The sequence below is a fragment of the Blautia luti genome (assembly GCF_033096465.1).
GTDB classification, from domain to species: Bacteria; Bacillota; Clostridia; order Lachnospirales; family Lachnospiraceae; genus Blautia_A; species Blautia_A luti.
In genome coordinates this window covers 120,939-139,727 of the sequence record NZ_AP028156.1, presented here as the reverse complement: position 1 = coordinate 139,727, position 18,789 = coordinate 120,939, and the positions used below count along the sequence as shown (strand labels likewise).

The 18,789-nt window shown below is 42.2% G+C and carries 11 protein-coding genes and 2 pseudogenes; 1 reads left to right on the top strand and 12 read right to left on the bottom strand.

Annotated elements, in window-relative coordinates:
• Positions 1 to 23: 23 nt before the first annotated feature.
• The 3 genes and pseudogenes from R8695_RS00665 to R8695_RS00655 form a co-directional block, all read right to left on the bottom strand.
• A complete protein-coding gene (locus R8695_RS00665; RefSeq protein ID WP_154780766.1) occupies positions 24 to 4,229 on the bottom strand; it encodes a leucine-rich repeat protein in 4,206 nt (1,401 codons plus the stop codon).
• Positions 4,230 to 4,286: 57 nt separating this feature from the next.
• Positions 4,287 to 4,409: pseudogene (locus tag R8695_RS00660) on the bottom strand (DUF3878 family protein); the annotation flags it as partial.
• A gap of 14 nt (positions 4,410 to 4,423) precedes the next feature.
• Positions 4,424 to 5,548, bottom strand: coding sequence for a DUF362 domain-containing protein (locus tag R8695_RS00655; protein ID WP_154780767.1), 1,125 nt, complete (start codon positions 5,546 to 5,548; stop codon positions 4,424 to 4,426).
• A gap of 223 nt (positions 5,549 to 5,771) precedes the next feature.
• On the opposite strand from R8695_RS00655, the gene R8695_RS00650 reads away from it, so the two are divergent.
• The gene (locus R8695_RS00650) at positions 5,772 to 10,073 is read left to right on the top strand and encodes a fibronectin type III domain-containing protein (protein WP_154780768.1); all 4,302 of its coding nucleotides are present in this window, start codon (positions 5,772 to 5,774) and stop codon (positions 10,071 to 10,073) included.
• Positions 10,074 to 10,159: 86 nt separating this feature from the next.
• Here the strand turns inward: R8695_RS00650 and R8695_RS00645 are convergent, their stop codons facing one another.
• The 9 genes and pseudogenes from R8695_RS00645 to R8695_RS00610 form a co-directional block, all read right to left on the bottom strand.
• Positions 10,160 to 10,405 (bottom strand): DUF1292 domain-containing protein, encoded by a 246-nt coding sequence (locus tag R8695_RS00645; RefSeq protein WP_118511789.1) that lies wholly within the window; start codon positions 10,403 to 10,405, stop codon positions 10,160 to 10,162.
• A 6-nt stretch (positions 10,406 to 10,411) separates the two neighbouring features.
• Entirely contained in the window at positions 10,412 to 12,094 is a 1,683-nt protein-coding gene (locus R8695_RS00640) for a phospho-sugar mutase (protein WP_154780769.1), read from the bottom strand.
• Positions 12,095 to 12,328: 234 nt separating this feature from the next.
• Positions 12,329 to 13,429 (bottom strand): U32 family peptidase, encoded by a 1,101-nt coding sequence (locus R8695_RS00635; RefSeq protein ID WP_154780770.1) that lies wholly within the window; start codon positions 13,427 to 13,429, stop codon positions 12,329 to 12,331.
• Between the two features lie 5 nt (positions 13,430 to 13,434).
• Positions 13,435 to 14,859, bottom strand: a complete 1,425-nt coding sequence (locus R8695_RS00630; RefSeq protein ID WP_154780771.1) for a hypothetical protein — start codon at positions 14,857 to 14,859, stop codon at positions 13,435 to 13,437.
• Positions 14,860 to 14,882: 23 nt separating this feature from the next.
• Positions 14,883 to 15,104 (bottom strand): hypothetical protein, encoded by a 222-nt coding sequence (locus R8695_RS00625; RefSeq protein ID WP_118511781.1) that lies wholly within the window; start codon positions 15,102 to 15,104, stop codon positions 14,883 to 14,885.
• Between the two features lie 146 nt (positions 15,105 to 15,250).
• Positions 15,251 to 16,096, bottom strand: coding sequence for a NifB/NifX family molybdenum-iron cluster-binding protein (locus R8695_RS00620; protein WP_118511779.1), 846 nt, complete (start codon positions 16,094 to 16,096; stop codon positions 15,251 to 15,253).
• A complete protein-coding gene (locus R8695_RS17815) occupies positions 16,029 to 16,259 on the bottom strand; it encodes a DUF6783 domain-containing protein (RefSeq protein ID WP_416385743.1) in 231 nt (76 codons plus the stop codon). The genes R8695_RS00620 and R8695_RS17815 overlap by 68 nt, the downstream gene beginning before the upstream one ends.
• A 175-nt stretch (positions 16,260 to 16,434) precedes the next feature.
• A pseudogene (locus tag R8695_RS00615) lies at positions 16,435 to 17,804 on the bottom strand (ABC transporter ATP-binding protein).
• Positions 17,782 to 18,738 (bottom strand): glycoside hydrolase family 113, encoded by a 957-nt coding sequence (locus R8695_RS00610; protein WP_154780772.1) that lies wholly within the window; start codon positions 18,736 to 18,738, stop codon positions 17,782 to 17,784. Before R8695_RS00610 ends, R8695_RS00615 begins: the two are co-directional and overlap by 23 nt.
• Positions 18,739 to 18,789: the final 51 nt, after the last annotated feature.

Sequence of the window (18,789 nt, the reverse complement as noted above, 5' to 3'; positions counted from 1 at the left end):
TTCAGCGTTCAGACCTTGTTTTCTTATTTAACACAACATTTTTTACTCTTCGACCAGGCTCCGTACCATTTCTTACCGTTTACCGTCTTATATGCACGGATTCTTACATAATAAGTCTTTTGGGAACTTAAACTTTTAATTGTCTGCTTATTTTTTGCAGTTCCTGATATCTTTACAGTTTTACTCTTTGAGAATTTTTTGCTGGTGCTGTACTGCAGCTGATATCCGGCTGCTCCTGATATTTTGCTCCATTTGACAGATGCGGATTTCTTTCCGGCTTTCAGTTCTGATATATTTCCTGGCTTTAGGATAATTTTAAATGATGCTTTTCCTGAGCAGGCTTTGTATTTTCCTTTTCCCGTTACAGTGACAGATGCATTTCCTACGTTTTTGTTGTTTTTGTAACTTACTGTATAGTATTTCGAAGAAACAGTTTTTCCTTTATAAGTTACTGTAACTTTCGGAGTCTGTTTTTTTCCATTATAGGTATAGGATGTTTTGGAAAGAGTGACTGTGAACTTTCCTGTAAGCACAGCAGGGGTTGGAACTGCTGTGGGCTTCGCCGTTGGTGCAGGGGTTGCTGTCGGTGCCACCGTTGGCTTCGGCGCAGGTGTTTCCGTTGGTTCAGGCGCTGCCGTTGGGCTCGGCGCTGCTGTCGGTTTCGGCGTCGCTGTGGGACCAGGCGTTACCGTCAGCCTTGGTGTCGCTGTGGGCTTCGCCGTTGGTGTTGGTGTCACCGTTGGGCTCGGCGCTGCTGTCGGTTTTGGCGTTGGCTTCGCCGTTGGTGTCGGTGTCACCGTCGGCTTTGGCGTTGGCTTCGCCGTTGGTGTCGGTGTCACCGTCGGTTTTGGCGTTGGCGTAGGCGTTGCCGTCGGTGTCACTGTCGGCTTTCCGGGTACTGTCCAGGTTTTCCATGTTACTGATGACACACCGGGAAGTGAACTTCTTTTCCACGTACTGTTATCATCAGGATAATACGCTGTAGTCGTCGTATTCGAAAATACATTGCTATAGGAATTCTCCTCGAATACCGGCATATCCCCCTTGAAATAAATACTTTTCAGTTTCTTGCCCATCCATCCGAATGCCTGTTCTCCTATATAATCCACACTTGCCGGAATTATAACAGACTCCGGATTACTCTGCATTTCAAACGCCATAATGCCGATCTTCTGTGTTCCCTCCGGAATTGAATAAGACTCCGCAGCCTTGCCTCCCGGATATGCCACCAGCACTGTTTTATCTTTACTGAACAGAACATCATCTACAGAAGTAAAGGATTTATTATCCGCATTTACAGAGATACTCTTCAGATTATCACTTGTAAATGCCCCTTCCTCAATGGTAATAACTGATGCCGGAATTACAATATCTGACATCCCGCAAAATGCAAACGCCTGATATCCAATCTCCGTCACACTCTCAGGAATCACAGCTTCTTTCAGATTACTCAATTCAAAAAATGCCGCACCACCTATCCTTGTGATCCCATTCTGTATTACTACTTTCTTTACCTTGGACTGATAATAAGAAGGCACAAAAGTTTCTCCATATAAATCCTCCATTTTACCAGAACCACTGATCGTGAGTATCCCCCGGGTATTTAATTTCCACTGAGCATCTGCTCCGCAGCTTCCGGATGTCAATATTTTCGAAACACTTAACTGCCCTGCAGATGTATCGGAGAAACTGATTTCATCACAATCAGAATTCACATTCTCCGTACGATAATCATTTCCATTATAAATAGCTACATTTACACCGGAAACTGTCTCTTCCGATTGATAAGTAATCTTATCAGCATCACTGGTCATGTTACTTGTTCCACTGGTTGATCCGGAAACTTGAAAAAGATCACAAGTCTGAAGATCTGCACTTACCGCCATAGAAAATGAGTAATTTTCTCCATCTGTCACAATTCCATTCGTTTTATCCAGCACTATTTTCGAAGCACCATCTGTACTGGCATTATAATATTTTCCATTTATCTCTGCCGAAATCTCAAATTCATCAGTAAAACCGGAAACCTCGAAAGAATTAACCGGATCCGTTTCAATTGTAATAACAGGGTTTGTTTCACCACTTACTTTTGAAGAATATACCGGCAGATTTCCCGCATATGTATTTCCATCATATGACAGTGTCTGTCCTTTTTCATTTTTCAGATTAAACTGTTTATATGCAGAAAAACTTATTTCAGCAGTATTCTGTGACGCGGATGCAGCATTGACACTTACCATACTTTTTCCTGAATTCTTTAACAGATTCCATGATGCGGATGCCAGATCATTAATTCCTATAAACTGCATATTTTTCCATAAAGAATTTAACACCGCGCCATTACTGTCTGTAAATGAAAAAGATTTGAAATCTGAAGAAATATTCATATACAGATACCTGGAAGATATCGTATTGCAATCGTAAATTTTTATCAGATGCCCGCCTGTATGAGCATCTTTTTCATATCCGCATACTACTACTGAATGACCATCTGTGTGAGATTTATTATCGACCATATAAGTATAGGTATAGGTAAAGCAGAATGGCAGGCGTTCATTAGAACTCTTCTTTGCTTCTGTAACCATATTTTTCAAAAAAGAGCTAAGACTTTCTCCCATTAAAAGGTTTGTAAGTCCTTCTTTATATGTACTATGAGAATATGAAAAATTATCTGAATTCTGGCAAAGCTGATAATAATTGATCGTATTCATTAACGGCGAACCTTTAAGCGGGTTGTCGAAACTGTAATAATAGGTATCTCCTAAACGCTCAGACAGCATTCCTTCATTCATGTAAATCATAGATAATGCCATTCCCAGACAGGAACCATCCCAGGCTCTGTGCTCTTCCTGGCGTAATCTGTTTTTGCTGATGACCGGATGTTTCGACTGCATGTTTAAAAGAAGATCCAGATAATCCGTTGAAAAATCTGCAGTCCCCCAAGTACTATGAGCATGATCAAAACGATTCGTATCTTTTCTCAGCACAAAGTAATCTGAAATGTTATCTCTTGCAATAGGAACATTAACCGTTTTCGAAAATCCACCTTCTGATGTGAAAGTGATATCTGCACTTCCCTGAGAACCGGAAGCTCTTACTTTTAATATTCCTGAAGCGCTGGTATTATCAGAAGAAATACTATATGAAAAAGAATCCTCTGTTAAGGAACCTGTTGAATCATTATTCTTGATCGTATGTTTCAGATTTTTCATATAATTATCCAGATAATCTTTATTTGCCTTTGGAAGAGAAATCTTACATATGATCTCATCACTGTCAGGAATGCTTACCGGTGCTGTAACTTTCATCTCAGGTTCTACATAAATAGTACAGGATACTGTTTTTCCCTCCGCAGTAGTACCTGTCAAAGTCGTTTTTCCCACATTGACAGCTTTTAATTTTATGTTTAGTGAAGCAATTACATTTCTGGAATTTTCTGCTGAAATATCATAGGAAAAACCTTTAAATTGCGCAATTTTCGTATCCTGGATCTCCCATGTGATCAAATCGAGTTCCGCTTTGACTGAGTTCCCGTCTCTTACATAATAAGATCCCTTTACACTTCCTTCACTGTCCAGCAGAATCCTCTGATCATTCAGATCAAAAAGTGCCTTCTGACCAGATTCATCAAAATTCTGCCTGTATACTACTGACCCAAAAATATCTGTTATTTTAAATTCCCATTGTCCATTTTTCTCCAAAGTACCTTCCAGACAAGCCCCATAATAAGACTTTCTTTCTGAAACAGAAACAGTGGAAAAATCGCTCATATAATTTAAGTACAGCAATGTAGAAAAGTGATCCGGCGAAGTACTATGCACATCCGATATGTACAGATACAGGATCTCATATCCTTTTTTCCATTTAAAATAGATCTCTTTATTATCAGAAGTAGTTGTTCCTCTGAAGAATCCTATATAGTCAGATCCTGCATAATAATCTTTTCCAATCAGGCTTTCTGCAGTTATTTCCTGTTCCTGATCGTTTTGCGCTGATTGTGTTTCATTTTCCTCCTCATCAGACGTCGAAAAATTATCCTCTGACGTTTCATCCTCCGAAGACATATCCGGTTCAGAAAAAATCTCTTCTTCAGATGGCTCTGTTATCATGTCTTCTGATCCCGAAGAAAAAGTATCATCTCCTGTCCCATCTGAAAAATCTGCTGCCAAGACCCAGGTAGATTGAACAAGTACCAGAAATGCCAGCAGTATTGCAAACATCCTTTTCATAGCCCCTCTCTCCTTCCTTTTATTTCTATATCTGCGTGAACAGTATCTCTATAAAACTTCCTCTCCCAGATAATCATACTTATCACGCAAGATCTCGATCTGATATTCCAGTACCCGGAGATTTTCGTATTTTTTCACCCAGAAGTGTCCAATACTTCCGTAATTGTAAAGCTGTAATTCACACTGCTCCTTTTCTATTTCACAATCTTCAGTTCATACTGTCTGGTTCCCAGTCCTATCTTTTCACCCTGATCCAGTGTAGCCTCCCACTCAATGTTTGGATTGGAATCTTTGAAATGGTCGTGGTGGCAGTGCCAGTCCGGTTTCGCCAGATGTTCTCCCAGCTGGCTGTTGGCAATAGGTGCTGCTTTCAGACAGGCATCTGCGCATGCCTGATCCAGTGCGATCGGGTCAAAACTTGCAAACATTCCGATATCTGGAAGGATCGGCGCATCATTTTCTCCGTGACAGTCGCAGTTCGGGCTGATGTCCTGCACCAGGGAAATATGGAAACATGGACGTCCATGACAGACTGCCTGTGCATACTCAGCCATTTTGCGGTCCAGAAGTTCGTTGGCACTGCTGTTTGGATTATAAACTGCGTCAAAACTGCAGGCTCCGATACAGCGTCCACAGCCTTTACATTTGTCATAATCAATAACTGCTTTTTTATTCAGATAGGTAATGGCATCACTGCCACATTCTTTGGCACAACGGCGGCATCCACGGCAGAGTTCCTCATTTACAGCCGGTTTTCCGCTGGCATGCTGTTTCATTTTTCCTGCACGGCTTCCGCAGCCCATACCGATATTTTTGAGCGTGCCTCCGAAACCGGTCGCTTCATGTCCCTTGAAATGAGTTAAGCTGATAAAAATATCCGCATCCATGATTGCATGTCCGATCAGTGCTGTTTCACAGTATTCTCCATTTACTACAGGCACTTCCACTTCATCCGTACCTCTCAGTCCGTCACCAATGATGATCTGACATCCGGTAGTGATGGTGTTAAAACCATTCATGTTCGCACAATTCAGATGCTCCAGGGCATTTTTCCTGCTTCCCGGGTAAAGGGTGTTGCAGTCTGTCAGGAACGGAAGTCCTCCCTGCTCCTTACAAAGATCAGCGACTACTTTTGCATAATTCGGACGCAGAAATGCCATGTTTCCAAGCTCTCCGAAATGCATCTTGATCGCTACGAATTTCCCTTCCATATCAATATCTTTGATTCCAGCTACAATACAGAGTTTTTTCAGCTTATCCAGCTGGCTGGTTCCTACTGAGCATCGGAAATCTGTGAAATATACGGTTGATTTTTCCATTTTCGTTTCCTCCTGTTAAATACTAAGAGAATTTTTATAATCCCCTTTTTTATCAGACAACGGATTTTTTTATCTGTTCCATTATCTGCTTTTGTTAAGTGTAATTATAAAGCCTGGCACTCTTATTTTAAAGTATTTTTTTGCCCCGGAAATCTACACTTTTTGTTCCATTTATTGTAAAATATACCCATAATATTCACACACTTTTTTAAGGAGGAGTAACATGAAAAACAGAACTTTAAAATCTCTATCTGTCCTGCTTTCTATCTGCCTGCTAGGAACATCTCCAGTCAGTGCCACTGATTTTTCAGACGGCTCTGACTTTACAGAAGACAGCACGCAGGCTCAGACAGACACCAATTCAGCTGTCGCAGATCCGACAGCCACAGACGATTTCTCGGCAGATGATGCCACAGACGACACAGCAGCTTTTGATTCTGAAGACGAGATTTTCACTGATGAAGAAACGAACAGTGAATTCTCTTCTGATGAGGTGGAAACAGAAGAAGCGCCGGTTGCCGGCGGTCTGGAGAATTCCATCTCTACTCATTTTAATTATTCTATTGTAGAAGCAGACATTGAAAATGATCCTTCTCTAAAAACAATCTGCGATACTTACAAGGGAAGCAATCTGGAATCTCAGGACTATGAAGCCTGGGCTACAACCATCGATTCCTATCTCACCACAAGCCCTGACGGCAACCTTATGCGTGTACAGGCCGGTGCCCTGGATGGTAAGCTTCTGATCGAATATTACGACACATCCTATAACTTCAAAAGAGCAATGACACTGGATCTGTCCCTGCCAATTTTCGGCGCATTCTATGAAAGCAATGACAATTACTATATTCTCACTGGTCAAAACAACCCGGATCATAATGATTCTGTGGAAACCTACCGTGTGACAAAATATTCCAAAGACTGGAAAGCCCAGGGCTCCTGCAGCCTTTTTGGTGCCAATACTGCCCAGCCATTTGCATTCGGAACAGCCAGAATGATGGTATCCGGAAACTACCTCTATGTCAGAACCTGTCATGTTATGTATAATGGACATCAGGCAAATGTAACTTTCTCTGTAAATACTTCCGATATGAGTATTATGGATCAGTATTATAAAGTGGAATATACCCCTTCCGGTTACGTAAGTCATACTTTTACACAATTTCTGAAAATGGATAATGGAACCTTCCTGGGAGTAGATCAGGGTGATACCTATCCACGAGGAATCAATCTTGTCAAAAGTACCATTGACAGCAGCACCGGACGTTTTACCAAGAATTTCTCTACCTCTGTAATAATGGATTTTACATTAGGCGGCGGTACTTATACGGCTGCTACAGTAGGCGGATTTGAATATTCAGATTCTTCTTATCTGGTTGCAGGAAGTTGTGATATTGACAATACCAGAACCACCAGAAATGTTTTCATCCTTTCTGCCCCAAAATCCGGTGATACACCAGTGATCCGTTATCTTTCCAACTATGCAGGAACTGAAGATACAGCCTCTGCTCCCCATCTGATCAAAACAGGCAGCAACAGTTTCATCATTATGTGGTCCAGCCAGGGACATGTTTACTATACTGCTCTGGACGGAAACGGACAGCAAACCAGTTCTATTTACCAGATGGTAGGAAATCTGTCTGATTGTGTTCCAGTCATTGTAAATGGAAAACTGATCTGGTATACCTGGAAAAATGAGGTAAATACCTTTTACAGCATCAACCTGTCCAACCTTTCAGAGAATCATGCTTCAAGGATTACAAATGGTCACAAGTTTGCCAATGGAACCCCAGTTAATGGATTAATGAAACGTTCCTGTACAGCCTGCGGCTATCAGGATACCGTTTCCGTTCCTACCTCTATCAATCTGTGGAAGAAGAAAGAACCTGACAGTTATAACTATATCTATATGGGCAGATCTAATTATATGGATATTGGACAGTCTGCCGATCTCTGGTGGACTCCTAAGTTCAATTCTGCCAATTCATCTTATCCTGAATTATCAGAATGTGTGATCAGCAATTCAGATGAAAGTGTTCTGTCTATAAAAATGAATACAATTGATATGGCTACGATCACTGCCAAAAAAGCCGGCAAAGCCACTATCAGCATTAAATCCAAATACAGCGACGATTATGTCCTGAAAACCGATTTTTATGTCAATATGATCGACAGCAGCCATTCCCGTCTTTCTCTTAAAAGAAGTACCTATAATTACGATGGAACTGAACATAAACCATCTGCAACCTTAACAATAAACGGTGCTGCAGCAACAGAAGGAACAGATTTTAAACTTTCTTACGAAGGAGATCTCGTAAATGCAGGTACTGTTACAGTAACAGCCACAGGTATTGGTAAATATACAGGTTCTGTAAGCACCACTTACCGTATTAATCCTCAAACACTAACAGCAACTGATACCAGTATCTCCGTTGAATCCGCTTACTACAACGGTTCTGAACAAAAACCAGCCGTAAGTGTCACACATAATGGTAAGAAACTGACACCAGATACTGATTATACCGTCGCTTATACTAACAATATCAAAGTTACTAATTACGCACGGGCATGCATCACCGGCCAGGGCAATTACAAAGGTACATTAACCCAGTATTTCACAATTCGGAAACAGGACATCAGTAACTGCAGCATTATATTATCTGCAGATTCTTTCCCGTATGACGGTTCCGACAAAAGACCTGAAGTTACTGTAAAATCCGGTAATAACACCTTAACTGCCAGTTCAGATTACACGGTTTCCTACAGCAATAACCGTGCTGTAGGTACTGCTACGGTAACAATATCAGGCAGAAATAACTACACCGGTTCTACATCAAAAAGCTTCAGGATTGTTCCGGCTGACATCGCAAATTTTACCGCTTCCCTCTCAGCAAGCACATTTGGATACGATGGTTCTAAAAAGGAACCGTCCGCAACAGTCAGATCCGGAAACAAAGCGCTCACTTCCGGCACGGACTTCACTGTTTCCTACAGTAACAATGTAAACGTAGGCACAGCTTCCGCAGTCATTACAGGTAAGGGCAATTACTCCGGTTCTATTACAAAAGAATTCATCATTACTCCGGCGGATTTCAGCAAACTGACTGCTTCACTAGCAGCAGGCACATTCAGCTATGACGGCACAGAAAAGAAACCTGAGGTTACTGTGAAATCCGGCAGTAAACAGCTGACTTCCGGTACTGACTTCACCGTTTCCTACACTGACAACATTAATGTCGGCACTGCCAAAGCCGTTATTACAGGCAAAGGCAACTATTCCGGTACCATTACGAAATCTTTTAAGATCACTCAGGCTGACCTCAGCAAATTCACAGCTTCTCTTTCTGCTGATTCCTTTATCTACGATGGCGCAGAAAAGAAACCTGTAGTCACTGTGAAATCCGATAATGCACAGTTAACTGCAGATACCGACTTTACAGTTTCTTACAGCAGCAATGTAAACGCAGGCACTGCCACTGTCACTATTACAGGTAAAGGTAACTATTCCGGTTCTATCAGGAAACAGTTTACGATCACTCCGGCTGATTTTTCCGGATTTTCCGCTGAGCTTTCTGCAGATACAGTTACTTATACCGGTTCCGCACAGAAACCAGGTGCTACTGTGAAATCTGGCGATAAGGTATTGGTTTCCGGCACGGATTTCACTGTTTCTTACAGTAACAACACAAATGCAGGTACTGCCAAAGCAACCATCAAAGGTAAAGGCAACTACTCCGGCACTATCACAAAGGAATTCACCATCACCCCTGCTGATATCAGCCAGCTGACTGCCTCTCTTTCTGCCGATATTTTCAGATACAACGGCACAGAGCAGAAACCTTCAGTTACTGTGAAATCCAGAGACAAAATGCTTGTACCAGATACTGATTTCACTGTTTCCTACAGCGATAACATCGATGTCGGTACTGCCACTGTAAACATCACAGGCCAGGGCAATTACACCGGCTCCATGACCAGAACCTTTACCATCACCAATGCCCGAATCCCTGCCGTGATCACTGCCAAAAGTGTGACTCTGAATCAGAGTACCAAGAAGACCAGCATCTTTACAGCAGAAACAGATGGTAAAATCACCCTGAAATCTTCCAATTCCAAAATCGTCAAGGTTTCCGGAACTAAGATTATCCCTGTAGCTCCTGGTAAAGTTACACTCACTATCACAGCTGCCAGAGGACAGGATTACGAGAAAGCATCCAAAAAAATCTCCGTAACAGTTCGTCCTCTCACCACTTCCAAACTGTCCCTGAAATCAACTGCCAAAAAACAGGCCACAGTTTCCTGGACAGCAAGGAAATCCATCAGCAGATACCAGATCTACTACAGCCGGCGCAGTGATATGAAAAATGCCAAACACATCACAGCGAAAAGCTCTGCCAAATCCGCAGTACTCAAGAACCTGACCTCAAAGAAAAAATATTATGTCCGCATCAGAACTTATAAGACTGTCAGCGGCAAGAAATATTATTCCACATGGTCATCTGTAAAATCAGTCACTGTGAAATAAAACCAATCTGTAAAACTTAAAAAGAGATCCCAGGCTCAGCACAATTCATCCGCTGAATCTGGGATCTCTTCTTATTTTCTTTTCACTTACATCTGCTCGTAAAATTTCGTAACCTTTTTGTATTCTGACGGTAAAGTAATCTGCTCTACCACAACATCTCCATCTTCCGCATTATGATAACGGTAGATGTATACACCTTCCTGAATCTCATCTCCCTCGATCAGAGAAACTGCCAGGTATCCCTGTCCCTCGAATTCAAACGTATCCATGATCGCGAAATCTCGTTCTGTACCGTCAGATACCGGGATACTGATTACTTCATATTCTTCCATAGTCACTTAGCCCATAATTGGTTTCAGAGCTTCTGCAAGTTTCTCTTTCTCAGCTTCTGCCTCTTCGAGGTTCTTGCCGAGAGTTGTGTAATAGATTTTGATCTTAGGTTCTGTACCAGATGGACGAACGACTACTGTCTCACCGTTGTCCAGTTTGTAGATCAGTACGTTTGCTGCCGGAAGTCCTGTTTCTTCTGGTTTCTTGTAATCTGTTACTTTGACGATCTGATGACCTGCAATCTCTGTGAGAGGTTTGTCACGAAGTCCCTGCATCAGAGCTGACATCTTGTCCATTCCGCTTAATCCCGGGAATTCGAAGCTGTCTACTTTGTTGAGGTAACGTCCGTACTGTGCATAGATCTCTTCCAGTCTCTGTTTCAGAGAGCTTCCGATGCTTCTGTAGTATGCAGCCATTTCGCAGATCAGCATGGATCCGATAACAGCATCTTTATCACGTACATATGGGCCTGCAAGGTATCCGTAGCTCTCTTCGAATCCGAAGATGAAACGGTCTACTTCACCTGCTGCTTCAAGCTGTGCGATCTGATCGCCGATCCACTTGAATCCTGTAAGTACGCTTCTGAGTTCTACGCCATAATGCTCTGCTACTGCATCTGCAAGTGGTGTGGAAACGATAGATTTAACTGCTACCGGGTTCTTTGGCATTGTGCCTTTTTCGATACGGCCTGCACATATGTAGTCAAGGAGAAGAACTCCTACTTCATTACCTGTTACCAGTTCATAGGAACCATCCGGGCATTTCATTGCGATACCAACACGATCTGCATCCGGGTCAGTTGCAAGCATTAAGTCTGCACCTGTTTCTTTTGCAAGATTTAATCCTAATTCAAGAGCTGCAAAGATTTCCGGGTTCGGATAGCTGCAGGTTGTGAAGTATCCGTTCGGATATTCCTGTTCCGGAACGATTGTAATATCTTTGATTCCGATGTCTTTTAATACCTGAGTTACAGGTACAAGTCCGGAGCCGTTTAATGGGCTGTAAACCAGTTTCAGTCCAGCTGTTTTGCATAAGCCTGGACGAACCTGGCGGGATTCGATTGCTTCATAAAGTGCCTGTTTGCAGTCATCACCTACGAAGCGGATTTTTCCCTCTTCTACACCTTCTGCGAAAGACATATATTTCGCACCTGTGAGCACATCTGTTTTCTGAATTTCATCATATACGATTGCTGCTGCATCGTCTGTCATCTGGCATCCGTCAGGACCATATGCTTTGTATCCGTTATACTTAGCCGGATTGTGAGATGCTGTTACCATGATACCTGCATTGCATTCATAGTAACGTGTTGCAAAAGAAAGTGCCGGTACAGGCATCAGTGCATCGTAAATTCTGACATTGATATCATTTGCTGCCAGTACACCTGCTGCAGTTTTGGCAAATACGTCACTCTTAAGACGGCTGTCATAGCTGATGGCTACTGTCTGGTTTCCGCCCTGTGTTTTCACCCAGTTTGCCAGTCCCTGTGTTGCCTGACGTACTACATAAATATTCATACGGTTTGTTCCGGCACCAAGTACTCCACGAAGTCCTGCTGTTCCGAACTTCAGTGCTACTGCGAAACGATCTTTAATTTCTTCATCGTTTCCTTCGATCTTGGATAATTCCGGATTGAGGTCTGCGTCCTGCAGATCTGCTGCTAACCAGCGTTCGTATTCTTCTTGATACATTTTGACCACTCCTGCCCTGTTTTTTTAGATTTTTTTGTATATATTAGCTTAATATAGTTCCATCATACCATAATTTAAGTCAATCAGCAACAAAACAGGGAAATTTAAGTTAAGTTTTCTAACTGTTTATATCGAAGTTTTTGGACAGAATTCTTTCTTGATGAATTAGGATTTTGTTAACCGTTTTAACAGTGATTTTCCTTGAAAATATTGTATTTCTGATATTGGTACAGGTTATCTGTAGTAGCAATTTTCACTGCATCCATTTGGAAAAATCGTCTGCTTCATTTGCTGCTGAAATATTTTCTCATTATCCTGATCCTGCTGGAGATTCGCAAGGCTCTTGTCCAGAATGTCCAGTGCCCGGCGGAGATTGCGGATGTCTTGTTCCATAAAATCTACGTAATTGCCTCTGCCTACCAGCTTCAGATGGGTGATGCCGGCTTTCTGCAACTGGTAAAGAGCACATAGGCCACACCCGGTTTCACCGCATAGATAGCCTGTGTCGTCGTATCTATTAAGCCAGGTTTCATCTTCCACTTCTACAGACTCCTCGTCTGAAACTTCTGAAATCTGCCTGCTATGCCTCTCGCCATCACCTGATTTACACTCATTTATCTTATCAAAGTCGCCACTACTGTAATCACTGGCGTACATACACAGTCTGTCTTTTTTTGCTATCTTTTCCAGATGATATGGTACTCTGCAAAGATATCCCATTTCATCACAATGAAGAGAATTGCAAAATGCACCGCTAAACTGGCACATTTCGTTGAGGACAAATGCTTCAAATTCTGTCTGCGCTCGTTCACCGCCTGCCAGTTGTTCTGCATGGATAACTGCCTGCATATCTTCGAAAGTATTCTTCCGGTGGAATATAATACGTTTGAGTTTCTGGCACTGCAAAACATCAATCATACGGCTGTTTACTTCTCCGTTTTCTCCACTTAGGTGGATATCGCAGTCAATTCCCTGATTTCGCAGATATAAGATCAGCGCCGGATCTGCTATGATATAGCTGTGGAAGCCCAGTTTCATGCAGCGTTGAATGATTTCCACTATCTCCGGATACTGCTGTGGAATGTAATAGAGAGAATTAAATGTCAGATGGACAGGTTTTCCATATTTCTTTATCATTGTGGAAAGTATTTCCAGTTCACTGTAGGCGCCAAGCTGTACATTGTAGCAGAATACTTCCCGTCGATTTAACGGCATCACTGTGCCGTATTTCTCCGCCCAGGAATATGGTACATAACCGCTGAAAAATTCGTCTGCACCAGCTTCTGCGAATCTGATGTATTCATCTATTGATCCTAAGCCTGCTGTGATTTTCATTTGCTTCACCTCCAGCTGATAACTAATCGATTTATTCCTGCGTTTATGTAACCTGCTATTTTTTCCGGATGTTCCAGTAATTCTTTATCTATGCCAAATAAAGAATTAAAGCGTCCGGTCATGTTCAGATGTTTTGGATATGTCAGAGTATAGGTACTGCAATAATATGGACATTCTTTCACCAGACGCTGCATACCTCGGTTTCCTGTTGTACAGATTGCGTGGAGTGGGCAATACTGGGAAGTATTGGTCTGATAGTAGGGAAGATGCAGACTGTTTTTTCCCTGTGGAAATTCCTGCTCATAGCCGCAGGATTCCCATTCATAGCGCTGAATTCCAAACTCGCTCTGCAGATATTCGCGATAGAAATCTGCATTTAGATTGTTCTGACTGTACAGGCTTTTATCACCTTTTTTATAGGGGAATCTTGGATCCTTTTTTCGCTTATTTAACAAAATTCCCAAACAGGGAATGAGATATGGTCTTGCTGATTCTACATTTTGTTTTGCTATAATATCTGCCATCGCCCAGTCATTTATAACGATTTCTATGCAGGTATCTTTTTCTCTGCACCATTGCGCAAGACGATTTACCAGCTCTTCCACGGGATTTAACATAAACTCCCGGACATAAGAGAACGCAATTGTAATTCCAAGAGATTCCTTATGTGCTTTCTCCAGCATCATAAATAGTTCTTTTTCATTCGGGAATAACAGGTGACAGAACTGATTTCCAATGTAAATACGATCTGGTCTGAAATTAGATTTTGATTCTGACACACTTTTCGCTATCCATTTCCATTCGTAACATTGTCTCACCAGATGGCTTATATCTTTCTGCAGATACTCTCTGTATAATTCCGGCCGGTCAATTTCAATTGCTGTTTCCGGGCTGTAATTCTGTTTCTCTTCCTGATCATAATAATTAACTGGCTTTTTTTCCGGGTATCCCGTTAATACCCTGGCGAGTTCTTCATCGTCATCTTCCAGTTTCAGGCGGATATATCTGCTGTATTGTTCTTGGAATTTTCTTATGAGGGATTGTGTTTCCAGGCATTTTTCCTTTTCCCACTGAACCCATGCTGTATATGGGGACGGTGTTTCCAGGCATTTTTCTTGTCCCTGCGAAACCCAGGAGTTTTCTGTGATTTCATTTTCTGGTTGTCCTGGCTTACCGTTTTCGTCTGCTATTTCTATCAGTTTATAATCCTGCAGACATATTTTTTCATAAGTTGATCTCTCCATATCATAGAAACATACGTAAAAGGATTTCGGTCTGACTGCCTTCTCCGACAGTCGAAACCGAAATCCTTCTTCTGCAAGCTCTGTGATTCTGATTTCTTTTTCATCCATAAATCCTGCTAGCAGTCCGAAAGGGATCATGGAAATTCCCTTCAGATCTGCCGGTTGAAATTCATCTGATCTTCTCATAGAGCATTTCTCCATTCTATTTTTCAGCCCTTCAGCAATCCCACTGCCAGCGATACAATTCCTACCACGATCAGAAGCGGAAATGCAACAACCAAAAGGCCACCCATTGCCAATCCGACCAGAATAACTGGCAGGAATACCAGTGTGAACAGCACCTTCGCAATTCCCCAGGTCATTTTAAACGCAAGCCCGATGAGCTTTCCGAAAATACCAAACATACAAATGACAAATAATAATGTAAGCATTCTTATTCACTCTCTTTCTCTTTTTAAGCATCTTTTTCGATACTTGCACAGTTAAACAGATGCTTTCTGCCGGAAGATAAAACTTCCTTCATTTATTATAACGGGATTGGTGCTGTTTTTGCTTCAGCGGTTATGGCTGATTTCAATTATTTCACTTCAACCAGTTCGATCTTGAAGTTCAGTTCTTTTCCTGCCATCTCATGATTAGCATCAAATGTGATGTTTTTTTCTTCTTTCGCTGTGACTTTTACAGGGAAAGGCTGTCCATACTGATTGGAGAGATATACCTGCTGTCCTACTTCCAGATCTTCAGATCCCGGAAGCTGTGCGATCTCCAGTGTAAAAATTGCATTAGGATCCGGCATACCATATGCTTCTTCCGGCATCAGGTGAATGTCAACCACCTGGCCAACTTCCATGTCAGCTACTGCTGCATCGAATCCTTTGATCATCTGTCCGGCACCGCAGATAAATTCCAGTGGTTCTCCACGGTCATAAGAGGAATCGAACTGAGTGCCATCATTAAATGTTCCTCTGTAATGAGTGCGGCAGGTTTTGCCCACGTTACGTCCTGTGATGGTACTGTGTGAACCGCATCCGCCTCCACAGCTGTCACCGCAGGAATGTCCTTCTTCATGATGTCCACAGGAATGTCCCTCTCCGTGATGGTCACAGTTCACGCCGGAAGATACCAGTTCTCCCTTCAAATAAGCTTCTACTGCCTGGTCTGTATCTCCCTGTGCTCCTGCACATAATTCAATCCCCGCATCAGCCAGTGCCGCCTGTGCTCCACCGCCGATACCACCGCAGATCAGCACATCAATTCCCTGCTCTGCCAGAAGTCCCGCCAGCGCACCATGTCCGGAGCCATTAGAGCTGATCACTTCACTGGAAACAATTTGGTTATCCTCTACTTCGTATATTTTAAAAGATTCTGTTTTTCCGAAATGCTGGAAAACTTTTCCGTTTTCGTATGTTACTGCAATTTTCATTTGTATAATTCCTCCTGTTTTTTTGGGGGACGGTGTTTCTAGACATTTTTCCTGTCCCCCTGGATCCTGTCTGAAAAAGGCTTTCTGCAAGATATGCGTCACAATTTGTGGGATATTTTTTCAGACACGTTCTAGTACAACTTTTATCATAATCGTTATTCAATTTTGATTATATCTTATTCTATTCAAATTTAGGCTAAGAGTCAAGACGCCTAAATAATAAATACCATTTCCTCAGTAACTCTCTCTGTGCCTCTGCATTTGTCCAGCTATTTTCTTTCTACTCTTTCCAGATCAATCCCGCAGACAGGTTTCTGAACTAACCAGCTACTGATTTTTTACATTTTCTCCATCCGATAAAATGTGCCTTTTTTCTCTATCAATTCTTCGTAAGAGCCACATTCCAGAACATTTCCTTTTTCAATCACAGCAATCCGGTCAGCATTGCGAATGGTAGACAGACGGTGGGCTACGATCAGTGTGGTACGTCCTTTCACAAGTTTCTGGATTGAATCCTGAATCTTCTTTTCAGAGATGCTGTCAAGCGCAGAAGTTGCCTCATCCAGAATCAGGATCTTCGGATTCCGTAAAAATGCACGGGCAATAGAGATGCGCTGCCGTTGTCCGCCGGAAAGATTTTCCCCATGTCCTCAATATCATTTGCACAAAGCACATCACCAATCGATTCAACGGATTCCAGGCCTTTCGCAATGATTGGCAGCAAAGTCACAATACTTGCAATCTGAGCGACGATGCTGGAAAAATAAGTCTGGTATAAGGTGATATCTCCGACACCGATGATTCCTTTCCATGCAATGTAGGCTGTAAATGCAAGACAGAATACCTGAAAGATCTGAAATGCAACCCAGCTGATTGAAGAAAAGTATGTCTGAATCATATCAAGCTGAAGCCCTTTTTCAGCAACTTTACGAAGCTGTTCACTCATTTTACGGGCTTCCTGATCTTCCAGAGCGTGAGCTTTAGTTACAGGAATCATTTCAACCATTTCCATTACTTTTGCAGAAGTTTCTTCCATTTCTTTACGGAAAGCACGGTTATGGGTTTTGATTTTTCCTTTAAAACCAACAATGATCAAAACAGAAACCGGTATCGTGCAGAGGAAGAAAAGAAATACGATCCGACTTTTGAAGATGACCACTCCGAAGGATACACTAATGTTCAGAATGATAGTCAAAAGAGAGATAAAGATCTGAGATGCAAGATTTTGTATCTGTTCTACATCTCGCATGATCTTCGACTGAAGCCTTCCGGACTGCATTTCCTTGTGATAGGTGATCGACAATTGCTGAAGCTTGCAGACTAGGGCTTCGCGCAGTTCTTTCTCTACTGTTCGTACCGTTTTGGCATAGAGCCAGGTATGGATGTAGTTGGTTGGTATGTTCTGTACCAGAAATGCAATCATAAGGATGGTATTCAGAATCAGAATTTTGGTAATATTCCCGTTGTGGTCTGTCACTGCATTGATAATATTAGCTGTGACGATTGGAAGAACCCAGGTTGGGGAATGCTTGATAATGAAAAAGAAAATGGAACCAGCCAGCGCGCCATAGTGTCCCTTGAAAAGAGAAAGAAGCGTGCGCAGGTTATTTTTTCTGTTCCGGCTGAAGATGTGCATCATGGCAGCTTCTTCCTGCCAGAGATCCTGTTCTGAAGTTTGTTGTATGTTATTTTCTTTTGTCTCTCCCATAGTAGTCTTTAATAACCTCCTGTACCGGTTTGTTGCAGATTTCGTAGCTGGTATCTCTTGCCGCAGTACTTCTGGAAGGAAGAACCGGTGCCCATTCCCACATGGCAAAACCATTGACCCATGAGCGTTTTGCGCAGGCCTCGAACATAGCTCGATACCAGTCTGGTTGTTCCTCCAGACGTAAAGCTCCCTGAATTGCCCAGTTGTTAGGCACCAGTGAGGAACCTTTTCTGGACATGCATCCTGCTTCAGCGAAGAAAAATGGTTTCTTGAACTTCTGAACGGTCCTTTCAATACGGTCAAGTTCCTGTTCCCACTGATCAATCGGATAATATCCGCTGGAGGAGATCATGTCGACACAATCCCACCAGGTTACATTTTCTTCCTGATATTTATCGGTATTATAGGAAACAGGTCCGTGGTAATAGTTTCGGATCGCAGCGATTACGTTTCTCCATTCTTCACTGCGGTGTTCCGTCATTACCATCTCACATCCTGCAATAAAAAGATCACATTGTTCGGCTTCTGCAATTTTGGCATAGTGTGTCTGGAATTCTGTGTAAGAGGCAAACCAGTTGCCCCATTTCGGTTCACATGGAACATCTTTTTCAAAGAAACTGATGTAAGCGCGCCAGACACCGTTTTTACAATTGACGGTAGGTTTCAGGGCAACACGGATGCTCTTGCTTTTTGCATAACGTATCATATTGATTAATTCTTCATCTGAGAATGTGGCACTGGAAGTGTAACAAATCTCTTCTGAGTGTGCGTGGTCCTGTAGCCCTACAGGAGCAAGGATTACGAAATCAGCAGCCGTGTGTTCTATCATATAATCAAAACTATCACGTGCAGTCTGTGTAGAAAGAGAACCACGTTTGTGAAATGGGGCAAATGTAATTCCTTTAATATATCCAAGTTGATTTTGAATTTTCATTTTGGTAAAAACCTCCTGTCTTTCGAATTATATAGTTTCTGAATGTTTTCT

What these genes read in the sequence shown, in the direction of transcription:
- R8695_RS00665 (WP_154780766.1), bottom strand. Translation starts at nt 4,229, where the DNA reads ATGAAAAGGATGTTTGCAATACTGCTGGCATTTCTGGTACTTGTTCAA.
- R8695_RS00655 (WP_154780767.1), bottom strand. Translation starts at nt 5,548, where the DNA reads ATGGAAAAATCAACCGTATATTTCACAGATTTCCGATGCTCAGTAGGA.
- R8695_RS00650 (WP_154780768.1), top strand. Translation starts at nt 5,772, where the DNA reads ATGAAAAACAGAACTTTAAAATCTCTATCTGTCCTGCTTTCTATCTGC.
- R8695_RS00645 (WP_118511789.1), bottom strand. Translation starts at nt 10,405, where the DNA reads ATGGAAGAATATGAAGTAATCAGTATCCCGGTATCTGACGGTACAGAA.
- R8695_RS00640 (WP_154780769.1), bottom strand. Translation starts at nt 12,094, where the DNA reads ATGTATCAAGAAGAATACGAACGCTGGTTAGCAGCAGATCTGCAGGAC.
- R8695_RS00635 (WP_154780770.1), bottom strand. Translation starts at nt 13,429, where the DNA reads ATGAAAATCACAGCAGGCTTAGGATCAATAGATGAATACATCAGATTC.
- R8695_RS00630 (WP_154780771.1), bottom strand. Translation starts at nt 14,859, where the DNA reads ATGAGAAGATCAGATGAATTTCAACCGGCAGATCTGAAGGGAATTTCC.
- R8695_RS00625 (WP_118511781.1), bottom strand. Translation starts at nt 15,104, where the DNA reads ATGCTTACATTATTATTTGTCATTTGTATGTTTGGTATTTTCGGAAAG.
- R8695_RS00620 (WP_118511779.1), bottom strand. Translation starts at nt 16,096, where the DNA reads ATGAAAATTGCAGTAACATACGAAAACGGAAAAGTTTTCCAGCATTTC.
- R8695_RS00610 (WP_154780772.1), bottom strand. Translation starts at nt 18,738, where the DNA reads ATGAAAATTCAAAATCAACTTGGATATATTAAAGGAATTACATTTGCC.